Source organism: Pseudoalteromonas sp. SG41-1 (assembly GCF_014164575.1).
In the GTDB taxonomy this organism is placed as follows: Bacteria; Pseudomonadota; Gammaproteobacteria; order Enterobacterales; family Alteromonadaceae; genus Pseudoalteromonas; species Pseudoalteromonas rhizosphaerae.
Window position 1 is genome coordinate 48,873 of record NZ_JACJFL010000027.1, and the last position, 11,497, is coordinate 60,369.

Consider the following 11,497-nt stretch of genomic DNA (forward strand, 5'->3'; position numbering starts at 1 on the left):
AAGTTTCAACCGAGCCTGATTATTGTTAGAAAAATTTCAAGAATAAGTGTGACCAGAAGTTGTTTCAGTTCTCTTACATATAAATGATGTTTTAGGGACGTAACTTTGACTAATGAATTACATATTCCTAGTTGTATTGACTAAAAAGCGTATGAATTGTTAAAAGCTAAAAAATGGCACTCTTTAGTGCCATCGATACACTGTAAAGGGGATTTACAGTCATGGGGTACTGTTCTGTTTAACCATAATCAGGTTGTCAGTATCAAAGCCTTTTTGCTGCGCAAGCACTTTAAAGTCAGCTAAGCGTTGCTCACTCACTGTGGGGGTACGCGATAATAGCCACAAATAATCGTTATTGTAGCCAGATACGTACGCATATTGGTAATTTTGTTGGTCTAACTTAAATACAATATAAGAGCTGTAAAAAGGACCAAAAAACGATACTTTTAAATGACCAACATCATTGCTATCAACAAATTTCGCAGTACCTTGAGCCTCACTCCATTTGTTTTCCTCGCTATTAAAACCACGGTTTAGCACAGTTACAGAGCCATCATCGTTAATTGTATAATCCGCTGTTATATTATCTAAACCCCGCTCAAAAGAGTGATCTAATCGGGCTATTTCATACCACTTACCTTGGTACTGTTCGATGGAAAAAGGACTCACTGGTGCAACCTTATCGGGCATGCCAGTACAGCCAAGCAGTAAACTACTGACGAACAGAGTAAGAGTGATAAATAATTGATTTTTCATCGTTGATTCCTTGATAGTTAATTAGGCCACCAACGCAGTAAAGCATAAAAAGTTCACTTAATACTAGTTGTTCTAAAAGCCTTAGGTTAGGATCATTTTTTTACTAACTATTAGAAGTTAACAATGAAGATATGGGTTGATGCTGACGCCTGTCCAGTGGTGATCAAAGAAATTTTGTTTCGTGCCGCAGAGCGTACGCAAACTGAAACAATTTTAGTCGCTAATCATGCAATGCGTATTCCGCCTTCAAAATACATTAGCCGGTTGCAGGTCTCATCAGGATTTGATGTGGCTGATGACGAAATAGTCAAACGTATTGCAGCCAATGATTTAGTGATCACCGGTGATATTCCGCTAGCATCAGAAGTAATCGATAATGGCGGCCAAGCGCTAAATCCTCGCGGCGAACTGTATACCAGTGAAAATATTCGCTCGTTACTAAATGTGCGCGATTTTATGGATACTATGCGTTCAAGTGGCGTTGAAATGAACGGTGGACCGCCACCGCTTAGCCAAAGTGATCGTCAAAACTTTGCTAATAATCTAGACCGCATTCTAGCTAAAAATAAATGAGTAAGGCTGCAAGTAATATAGGCTTTGGTGACCCAGCTTTTACAGTCGCTGTGTATGTAGCGAATGTACCACCGATGCCACAGTACACCAACCTAAGTACAGTGACTTCATGTGTGGATGGACAAATTGCCAGCATCAACCAAGCCTGTGGTAATGGCTGGCGTAAAGTATTTAATGTATATGCTAAAGTGTTATTTGCACTGCCTAGCGAGTATTACCACTTCGCCAAACTCGCCCCGACTTGGCAACACTATCGTGATGAACAACTGCTGCAGCTTAATAGTCAAACTGCCTTACTTTTTAGCCCTCCGGTTTTAAATAACAATAATACCTTGCATATTATTGCCGGACGCACCTATGCTAAAGCGCTGCTGCAGCAAGGACACCTACAGTGCCAATTACAGTGGTTAGATGAAGAATTTGCTATCGATAAAGTAAACAAGTTGATTGTGTGTCCATACTTTGATTACCGCCAACTTAGCAATATAAAAATAGCGCGACTTAGTCAGCTAGTTGCCCAGTGTTTTGTGGCAGAGTAAGACTTTGTTAACTAACCTTAAGGTAATTTGAATATTATGGACAATTTAACTTTATGAAAATCCTCGTCGTTGACGATATGCCTTTGATGCGCCATGTATTAATAAATATGTTAAGAAAACTAAATTATCACGATATTGTTGAAGCGACTGATGGAATACAAGCATTAAGTTTATTACAAAACCAAGGCTATGATTTAGTTATCACCGACTTGCATATGCCAAAAATGGATGGCAAAACTTTACTCAATCGTATTCGTGATGACCAAGAGTTAGCCGAAATCCCGGTGTTAATGATCACCTGCGAAGACAGCTCCACAGCAATCAAAGAAATTATCGCCGCGAAAGTGTCAGGCTTTATTGTAAAACCTTTTAATTTAAATGTGTTAGATAGCCAGTTAAAGAAAGTTATGAAGTTAGAAAGTTAGTCAATCTCAACGCTATGTTACTTTAAACATTGTTTAAGTGCGTCATCATCTTGCTGAAATCTAGATAATAACCAAGCTTGAAAAGCGATTACCTTTGGCCAATTAAAATGCTCCTTAGGGCCCACTAAATAATATTTATAGTGGCAGTTATATTCAAAATTTGGGTAAACTTCTAACTGCCCGAATTTGATATGGGACTCAATTAAACGTCGCCTCACTAACGCAATTCCTTGACCCGCCAACGTCGCTTGGATCACCAAGGCTGCGTTATCGATTTCTAAAAATACCGGCATTGCTGTAGTACTAATGTTTAATTCAGCCGCTAATGTTTGCCAACCACGCTCTGCATCAGGGCAAACATCCATAATTAACTGCTGTTGTAATAATTGCGCTCTTAAAGGTAATTGTGGGGTAAGCAACCCTGGTTTATAAGCCAGTAACAAACTGTCATCAGCGACCAACTCACTGTGTAACTCGGGATATTGCCCTAACCCAAAACGAATGCCTAAATCAACCTGACCAGAGGCAAAATTTGCATGTTGATCGCTAGGATCAATACGTAAATGAATGCCAGGATGGTGACGTTGAAAATCATTAATATGTTGCAATAACCAACCACTGGCAAACGAAGGTAAAACCGATAAATTTAAACTATGTGGATTTGTATCTTGGCTTAACGAATTAATCCCAGATTGAAAATGACTAAACCCTTGCAAGATAGCCGGGAGCAATTGTTCGCCTTGGCGTGTTAGTTCTACAAATCGAGTTTGCCGCTTAAATAACCGACATCCTAAATGAGCTTCTAACAACCTGATCTGTTGGCTCACCGCGGCTTGGCTAACAAATAATTGTTCCGCAGCCAACTTAAAGCTACCCAATTCAGCCGCATGCTTGAAATACCAGAGACTTTTTAATGGGGGTAGAGTCATAGCCATTCACAATTAAGAAAAACTAAAGCATAAGCAATTTTTAATCGTTTGTCAGCTTTTCTACATCAGGCAATACTTATATTACCAACCAAGCAAAATGAAGAGTTAACACAATGAAATATTTAATTATATTAGTTATTACATTAATTAGCTTTAGCAACCAAGCGCAAGCTAACACCACAATAAAACTTGATACCGATGAAGGCTACCCATACAAAAACTTAATCAACAAAGCGCAAAGAGTCGAATTACGTTATGTTGAAAATGATCATAAAGTGACCTGTAAAGTCAGTGTGCAAACCCTGCATAATCAATATATGGGGAAAGAGCAAACCGTTTCAGCTAAGCAATTTAAAAAGCAACCAATGGCGGCATGCTTAACTCGTATAAAAGCTAAGCAGATACTAAATATGTTATAAGCTATGGGAGCTTTATGCCGTTATTCCCAGCAACATAAAGCGCCTATTTTTCAGATTTCAGCTAAGTTATTTATTTCCACGGCTTTCGCTAATGCACTCTCATAAAATGTAAAAACTTGTTTTGTATAAGCTTGTTGATAATGCTCATCAAGTGCTTGTTGCGATACAAACCGCTCAACCAAAAATAAGCATGTTTGATTATCACCCGTGTATAACTCAAAGCGAATACAGCCCGCTTCAGCTAAAGTGGGTGCCACAATCGCTTGTAATTTACGTTTACACTCAGCGAACAACGCTGTCTTTGGGGTAATTTTAGCTACTATATTAATCATAAAATCTCACTACTTTCAAAGAAATGCATTCAATGCATTGAACCGGCAATCATAAAACGTTAGGGTTAAAGCTAAATTTAAATAAGTTGCCCATACTCCGAACAAAAACAACATAAAAAGCCATATCAACTTGATAAATGTAAAATGAATTTTCATAGTTGCGTCTATGCCCTACTACTATATTTTGATAGCAGCCGTTAAAATAGTGACCAAAATGCAAACTAAGATTGAGAAAATAACATGCTAGACGACCTGTATTTATTTACCGAAGTTGCGCGGCGCAAAAGCATGAGCCAAACAGCAACAGAGCTTAATTTAAATTTATCGACCTTATCGCGACGCATCCAAGCATTTGAACAAAAGTTAGGCACGCCACTATTACAGCGCAGTGCAAGAGGAATTTTACTCACCAGCGCGGGGCAGCATATTTATGACTCGCTCGCGAACACTGTTTTAACACTTTCGAGTCAGGTTGAGCAGGTAATAAGTAAACAAAATATCAACGAAGAATTTTATCTTCTGTGCCCACAAAACCTGATTGCCGGGCCACTAATGAGCGCAATTAGTGCGTTTCAAACATCACACGCTCAGCTCAATTTGCATATTTATCCAAATAACTTAAACAGTCAGCTTAGCCAACAGCGCTTTAATTTAGCGATACGAATTGGCGAACAACAAGATTCAAGCTTTTATCAAAAGCGGCTCGGCTCAATTGCCACAGCGGTAATTACTAAAAAACAAACGGCACCGCAAAATCGCCTAATTTTGCCCTACACCGATAAACAACTTTCAGCAGCGCTGCTCAGCGAATTAAAGAGCTGTTTTGACCATATCACCTATTGCTACGACATAACCATTGCACGCCAGCTAGTGCAATCGGGTGTGGGAGCTGGCTTATTGCCGATGAGCGAAATTGCCAGCTTAAACGCCAAGCAACAGTTTGCTTATGTAGCGCAAAACATACCGCTACCCGCTCGCCCAATTTACGCCATGTGGGCGCATACTCGCACGCCATCAGCCACCGCCAATAAGCTGATCACCAATATTCAGCAAGCAATCGCAGAGCAGCCCTGCTTACAAGGTGAAATTGTACCGCTCGGTAATTAATTTGCGCAGCCAAACTCTGCGATTAAAGCGCCGTTGTCAGCGTTGTTTACTTTGCTTCACACCACAACCAGGTTTCACTCATCAGACAACTCATATAAGCCGCACACAAGTTTATTAACTAATTCGCTTTTGCGTGATCGCTACTGTAGTATCATAAATGAGGAATTTATAACCAATGCAGATATTTTTACCATGATCATAAATGCTAAATTACACAATGCGAACAGCTAAACGATTACGTAATATATGCAACGCTAGTCTGTTACTACTGTTGTGTGTAAGTAAAGCCACTAAAGCAGTACCGACAGCGCAAAGTATTGACTCAACGACAATTCAACTTAGCGCAGGTGAATGGCCGCCTTTTCTCAGTGAATCGCTGCCATACCAAGGCGTAGTAGCGCATTTAATTCGCGATATATTTGCTGAAGCAGGCATTACCGTTAACTTTACATTTTTACCTTGGTCACGTGCATATCACGATACCGAAAATAACAAATATGCCGCTACTGCGGTATGGATGTTCAGTGACGAAAGAGCAACGGCTTACTTATATAGCGAACCAGTGCTCAGTGAACGATTTGTGTTTTTTTATCAAAAGCAGCGCCATTTTGATTGGCAAAATATTGCAGATTTAAAAGGCCTATTACTCGGTGGTGGGCTTGGCTATAGTTATGGTCCAGAGTTTGATAAAGCCCTTGCCGAAGGCTCTTTTGAAATGTCGCGGGTAGGTAATACCGAGCAAAACTTCCGCCGTTTAGCACTAGGGCGTATCGACGCCTTTGCTGAAGAGCAAAGTGTTGGCTACTTTACCCTCAAACACCAACTACCCGATCTTGTTAATGTTATTAGCCACCACCCCAAACCCCTGTTAATTAATAAAAGCTTCTTACTATTTCCAAAAAATAGCAGCGAAAGTGAAAAACTACTCAACACCTTTAATCAGTACTTATTACAGTTTAAGCAAAATGGCCGTTACCAAGCTTACTTTAAAGGTTTAGAGCAAGGCGATTATCTTCCCCAAGTCAAGTTACAGTAACGAGTTAACCCTTAGATCATGCTTTACGTGACAATAAGCCTAACCTAACTCGGCGTTTACTTAGAGCGACCTGTTGCACTTTAATTAGATGCTGGCGTTGCAACTATTATTCGCCTCATTAGAAGAGTTAGAAAGAATTAAGTTGGCGGGCTAACACAGAGAAGCTGTAAAATACACTACCGCTGAAATTTAAATAATCGACCTTCGTAGCAGCGATTTTATATCGCGACTTGTTTGCACTTAATCTTTAAACCAGCGGTAAGCACCAAAAATTCCCATAAAGGCAAGACAACCAACAGCCACTAATTGCCAAACTTTGTAGTTATAGCCTTCTTTTTCCAAAGCAACTGTATTCAAACGGGTATCAGCTTTTGACACTGGGGTTAGCGTCATCGAATGTGTAATTGTGGGTATTGCAGTAGTGCTTTGTTGAGATAAAACAACCGTTGGCTGTTTAACATTCGCGCTTGCTTTGCTTAGTGCTTGCCACTGGGCTTCAAATTTTGCACGCTGCTCAGCTCGATTTTCACTGCACCAAACAAAGTCAGTTTGTTGCATTTCTTTAGCACGGCAGCGCTCAGGATATTGGTAAAAGCTACTCCACGCCAGTCGTTTGCTATCACTGTCGTATGTTTTACTATAGACCGTTGAATCATGAACTTTTTTATTTAATAAATCATTCGCAGATGAGCGATTATAAGTTCGTGAACCTGAACTGTAGCTCCTCCCATTAGTTGGGCTTATACAGTGACGACCCAATATTTCAAACAACTCAGTTGAGCGCCTGCGTAAACGCTCACCTTCAGCTGCCTTATATCCTGCCCTCATTCTATCCTGAACTTTTTCTCGCTCGGCTTTAATAGCATCACACCGTGATTGCGAATACTGCTCTGCGGCCAATGTGCTATTGCATGAAATCACGCAGATAGCCAATAAAATCCTTTTAATCATATATACATCACTGTCGTTAAATTAGGGATAGCGTAGCATTTTTTACGCTAGCAGCAAGACTTTCAATTAGAAGTTTCCGACAACTATTCTCCTCCCCCTGTGTCAGGATGCTTCTAATATTTAGCAGAGGCAAATAGCTTGCTTAATTGCCTCATTGTGTGAGTTAGCGAGTTTATGCAAACATCCTAGCGCTTTTACAATTGTAGAAACGGCTATTTAAGCTTGCTAATATCAAATCATTGCAAACCTTACTTTGACCCAACATCAGTAAATTGATTAGAATTACGCAAAGTTTCGAAACTAAGAGTTATTTCATATGAAGTTAGGCAGAAACGATCCATGTTCGTGTAATAGCGGTAAAAAATATAAGCGTTGTTGTATGGATAGCGCATCAAAGCAGCACAGCGAAGTATTTGACGAAATAGCACACACTATTGCGGCTAACCCTGATTTAAGCCTAGATGAAATGAATCTGATAGCTCAACATAAAATTTCAGGCATCAACAATAGTTCATTAGATGATTTTTGCGGCCTGTCAGCCAATCAAATGGATAATTGGCTAAGAGCACCATTTAATGAGTTGGCAGGGGTAACAATAAGTATACCGAATGAGCTAACAACAAGTCCTGTGATGTGCTACTTAGCGATAATACTAGATGAAGCGATGCAACAAGGAGGATCATTTAAAGCAACAACCAAAGGTAATTTACCAGCCAAAATAGCCAAGCAAGCAAGTGAATTACTCCCAGAGTTTGCCGTATCTGAGTATGAAAAGCCTGTCAGTATCAGTGAGTTTGCAGGTAGTAACGAAGACAAAATTAACGCCTTACATTACACCCGAATTTTGGCTGATATTGCAGGTATTATTTACCTTAAGAGCGGCCGTTTCCATGTTAAAAAAACCGCCCAAAAACAGTATCAAACACAGGGTATTAAAGCTTTCTTCTTACCCATGCTTGAAGCTGCCACCACACGCTATAATTGGGCCTATTTTGATAGCTTTGTCAGTGATTGCGATCTACGTACTTTTTGGGTATTTATGCTATGGCGGATCCAAATACACGGTTCAGTTGAGCAATTGACTGAAGAAGTCATTACCGCATTTCCTGCCCTACTAAATGAAGTGCCAGCTACGCAATACAAAGAGCCACAAGATCTGTTAGGTGTTTTAATCAGATCCCGTTTTATAGAGCGGTTTTTAGAGTTTTGGGGATTTATTACGGTAAACCCTAAGCGCTTTGCAGATGGCAAACCCATTGCGATAAAAACAAATATACAACCTTTATTAAAACAAACCTTTGCGTTTGATATATAAAAAAGTGCACACTTTATTCGCCTCACACAGTGAGGCAAATAACAAACTTAATTGCCTCACTGTGTGAATTTGCGAATTGAAATCGTAGGAACTGGCTTTAGCCGTGATTATCTTAAAAACAATTTTACCACCGAGCTCACCGATGCGCGGCGCTGCACAGAGAAGATAAAAAGTGCTTCGAGCTACGAGCAAATCCTAGCACCTAGCTCCTTTTACTGTCGTAGGAACGCGCTTTAGCCGTGATTATTTTAAAACCAATTTTACCACCGAGACGCTGCGCTACACAGAGAAGGTAAAAATAATGCGGGCAACGAGCTACGAGCAAATCCTAGTACCTAGCGCCTTTTACTACCGTAGGCGTTAAGCTTGCTGACGCGGTCTTTATATTTTTTCTCTAAAGCGCAGCGCCTCTTAATCTCTGTGGTGAATACATCACTTACAATCAATTTGCACAAAGAGAAGACAATGAGGGTAAACAAGAATACAACGCACGAATACAATCCCCTAGAACCTCGTCACTTCCCTAGAACCTAGAGCCTTTATCTTGCCTGTGATTGTTTTAAAAACAATTTTACCACCGAGCTCACCGAGGCGCGGCGCTACACAGAGAAGATAAAAAGCCACGGGTTAAGTATTAATCCTAGCACCTAGCTCCTTTTACTACCGTAGGCGTTAAGCTTGCTGACGCGGTCTTTATATTCTTTCTCTAAAGCGTAGCGCCTCTTAATCTCTGTGGTGAATACATCACTTACAATCAATTTGCACAAAGAGAAGACAATGAGGGTAAATAAGAATACAACGCAACGGGCTTTGAGCTGCGAGCGACGTGCTATGAATTCAGCCTAGCACCTAGTCACTTCCCTATCGCCTTTTACTTACACCGAAGAAACTTAAATAAACGCTTTCATACTTGGTAACAGCTCAACCTGCTCACTCAGTTCGCCAGCGGCTTTATTGATAATGTTAATACATAAGCCGATGTGTTCTAGTTCACTATTAGACAAATTATTTGCAATAGCAGTCGCTTTAGCCATTGTTATTGCAGCTAATACTGACTGAATTGTTTGACTCATCAGTAGCTGCATACGCGCAAGAGAAATATCAAACTCATCAGCAAAATCAGCTAACATATAAGCCGTTATTTCATTACTAAAATTACCCGCGCCTTGTGAATTATAGTCACCTAGCGACATTGCATAATGCCTTGAAATAGCTAGCTTTGAACCACCTTTTGCACAATCAATACCCGTCTGTTCAATAATAGCTTCTATATTAACCAAGTCGTAAAACGGTGTGAGCTCTAAACCATTTTTGCCAACAAAAAAACTAATGTTCTTACCATGAGCATCATAATTACGCACTAAAATATTAAATGTTATCCAGCGAATAAGTTGCGCCTGATACGCTTGCAGATTCACTGTTTCAATATTGAAGAGCTTAGGAAAAGAAACACCATCTCGAATATAAATACCGTCCCCCTGATCACCGTGCTGACGCTCGTATTTGTAAGAAGGAGGCAAATTTGTCGCTTGGCACCCATCAATAACATGACGACGTAACACTCGGTTTTGCTCTTTAACAACACGCCTATCAAAACGATCGATAACAAAGGCCCGCATTTCACCATAGCTACGCAATTCAACGTCAGGCACATCAAGTCCTGCGCCTCTTGCCAGCAACATAGTAAATAACTCATTTACGGCAATGAAAGGCGCAGCGCCCGTTTCAAACTTAAATATTTTATTAGAACATAATTCGCCTTCACCAAACCCCAGCCTGCCGTCGATTTCGAGTAAATTAAGCTTATCTTGAACCCCAGCGACAGAGAGCCTCGTTCGCCCGTCCCATAATGTAATAGGCTCGCCCGCTTGCTTAAAACGCTTCAGCTTTTGACTCAATTGGTAATTCGTTACTTCACGAAAGGAGGTTTGCTTTACTGCACGATTACTTGCTCTAAACGACAAAGCGCCCGATGTTTCTTCGCCAATCACTTTAATTAAGCCGAAGGTGTTATTTTTTGAAATAGTCGTACTGCTAATTATTTCCTCAAGGCCTTTCCCCTCAGGCAATAAGTTTTGCAAATAATTACGTACTGCACGAGAGTCAAAATCGCCATTGAGTGGCAAATGTGGTGAAACAGCAAAACCCTCGTTGATCCATTTAGCCTCATAAGTAAATGAAATCTCATTTTCAGAGCCTATTGCCAGCGTTATCTCAGCCACTTTTTGCGATTGACCGATAAACACATCTAGACGATTGGTGTTAGTACCACTGTTCATCGCTCACCTCATCATTGCTATGAGCTATATCATCACTGACAAGGCTGAACGACAACCCTAAATACTCCATAACTTTTAGTACATTATGCAGTTGCACAGTTACATCACCTTTTTCTATTTTTATTAGCGTAGGCTTAGAAATAGCAAGCGCTTGTGATACATCCACTAATGTCAGCTTCATACCAGTTCGCTTTGCAGTAATGGCTTTAGCCAGCTGCATGGCTGAAAATGGCTTAGAAAGCTCAGGCATTTCAGTACGCTTAACAACTCTTCCGAGTGTTTTTTTGACGGAGGAATCGCTCATTTATGGTCAACTATAGTTTACTTATACAACCAATTCTAGAATACCTTAAGAAAAAGTCAACGATACTTTACTTTTAGACTAAATAATTAATCAATAAGACCATAAGTAAAATACATTTAACTTATGGTGGCTTGTAATTAAATTAAAACCCATAAGTAAATTTTAATTGACTAGTTTATAGAGTAAAACTGACAAGTTGAAAAAACGGGCTACGGATTAATCCTAGCTCCTAGTCACTTCCCTAGAACCTAGCACCTTTACCTTGCTTGTGATTGTTTTAAAAACAATTTTACCACCGAGCTCACCGAGGCTGCGCTACACAGATAAGATAAAAAGTGCTTCGAGCGACGGGCTTCGAGCTACGAGCAAATCCTAGCTCCTTTTACTACCTTAGGCGTTAAGCTTGCTAACCGGAGTTTTTCAAGTTAGTTGTCGCATCAAGTTAAATTTTATGCCGCCCGCACTTCTTCTTTTTTCTCTGGATTCAAATTTACTTCATTGATCATTGTCCAATTTCGAGACTTTCCTGACC

13 protein-coding genes are annotated in these 11,497 nt (G+C 40.1%); 7 read left to right on the plus strand and 6 right to left on the minus strand.

Features of this window, described 5'->3' with window-relative positions:
• Positions 1-219 precede the first annotated feature (219 nt).
• Positions 220-756: a lipocalin family protein gene (locus H5203_RS14605; RefSeq protein ID WP_149981969.1), complete on the minus strand. Its 537-nt coding sequence runs from the start codon at positions 754-756 to the stop codon at positions 220-222.
• A 123-nt stretch (positions 757-879) separates the two neighbouring features.
• On the opposite strand from H5203_RS14605, the gene H5203_RS14610 reads away from it, so the two are divergent.
• From H5203_RS14610 to H5203_RS14620, 3 genes are read left to right on the plus strand one after another with little or no spacing between them, the layout of a single operon-like run.
• The gene (locus H5203_RS14610) at positions 880-1,329 is read left to right on the plus strand and encodes a YaiI/YqxD family protein (protein WP_145239874.1); all 450 of its coding nucleotides are present in this window, start codon (positions 880-882) and stop codon (positions 1,327-1,329) included.
• Entirely contained in the window at positions 1,326-1,868 is a 543-nt protein-coding gene (locus H5203_RS14615; protein ID WP_182819904.1) for a DUF6942 family protein, read from the plus strand. The genes H5203_RS14610 and H5203_RS14615 overlap by 4 nt, the downstream gene beginning before the upstream one ends.
• A gap of 53 nt (positions 1,869-1,921) precedes the next feature.
• Positions 1,922-2,293, plus strand: a complete 372-nt coding sequence (locus H5203_RS14620; RefSeq protein WP_145239878.1) for a response regulator — start codon at positions 1,922-1,924, stop codon at positions 2,291-2,293.
• 17 nt (positions 2,294-2,310) lie between these two features.
• Here H5203_RS14620 and H5203_RS14625 read toward each other — a convergent pair whose 3' ends face one another.
• The gene (locus H5203_RS14625; RefSeq protein ID WP_149981972.1) at positions 2,311-3,222 is read right to left on the minus strand and encodes a LysR substrate-binding domain-containing protein; all 912 of its coding nucleotides are present in this window, start codon (positions 3,220-3,222) and stop codon (positions 2,311-2,313) included.
• A 113-nt stretch (positions 3,223-3,335) separates the two neighbouring features.
• On the opposite strand from H5203_RS14625, the gene H5203_RS14630 reads away from it, so the two are divergent.
• Positions 3,336-3,641 carry a hypothetical protein gene (locus tag H5203_RS14630; protein ID WP_182758583.1) on the plus strand — a complete coding sequence of 102 codons (306 nt, stop codon included), beginning with the start codon at positions 3,336-3,338 and terminating at the stop codon, positions 3,639-3,641.
• Positions 3,642-3,691: 50 nt separating this feature from the next.
• On the opposite strand, the gene H5203_RS14635 is transcribed toward H5203_RS14630, so the two are convergent.
• Positions 3,692-3,973, minus strand: coding sequence for a putative quinol monooxygenase (locus H5203_RS14635; protein ID WP_145239884.1), 282 nt, complete (start codon positions 3,971-3,973; stop codon positions 3,692-3,694).
• 240 nt (positions 3,974-4,213) lie between these two features.
• On the opposite strand from H5203_RS14635, the gene H5203_RS14640 reads away from it, so the two are divergent.
• On the plus strand, positions 4,214-5,080 hold the full coding sequence (locus tag H5203_RS14640) for a LysR family transcriptional regulator (RefSeq protein WP_182819905.1): 867 nt from the start codon (positions 4,214-4,216) through the stop codon (positions 5,078-5,080).
• 202 nt (positions 5,081-5,282) lie between these two features.
• Entirely contained in the window at positions 5,283-6,116 is an 834-nt protein-coding gene (locus tag H5203_RS14645; protein WP_182819906.1) for an ABC transporter substrate-binding protein, read from the plus strand.
• Between the two features lie 240 nt (positions 6,117-6,356).
• Here the strand turns inward: H5203_RS14645 and H5203_RS14650 are convergent, their stop codons facing one another.
• Positions 6,357-7,067 (minus strand): hypothetical protein, encoded by a 711-nt coding sequence (locus H5203_RS14650; RefSeq protein ID WP_182819907.1) that lies wholly within the window; start codon positions 7,065-7,067, stop codon positions 6,357-6,359.
• Positions 7,068-7,383: 316 nt separating this feature from the next.
• Here H5203_RS14650 and H5203_RS14655 point away from each other — a divergent pair, with 316 nt between their 5' ends.
• Positions 7,384-8,382: a YecA family protein gene (locus H5203_RS14655; protein ID WP_182819908.1), complete on the plus strand. Its 999-nt coding sequence runs from the start codon at positions 7,384-7,386 to the stop codon at positions 8,380-8,382.
• Between the two features lie 890 nt (positions 8,383-9,272).
• On the opposite strand, the gene H5203_RS14660 is transcribed toward H5203_RS14655, so the two are convergent.
• Together H5203_RS14660 and H5203_RS14665 are read right to left on the minus strand one after the other, a co-directional pair.
• Positions 9,273-10,661: a HipA domain-containing protein gene (locus H5203_RS14660; protein ID WP_182819909.1), complete on the minus strand. Its 1,389-nt coding sequence runs from the start codon at positions 10,659-10,661 to the stop codon at positions 9,273-9,275.
• The gene (locus H5203_RS14665; protein ID WP_259401956.1) at positions 10,645-10,965 is read right to left on the minus strand and encodes a helix-turn-helix domain-containing protein; all 321 of its coding nucleotides are present in this window, start codon (positions 10,963-10,965) and stop codon (positions 10,645-10,647) included. The genes H5203_RS14660 and H5203_RS14665 overlap by 17 nt, the downstream gene beginning before the upstream one ends.
• Positions 10,966-11,497 lie beyond the last annotated feature (532 nt).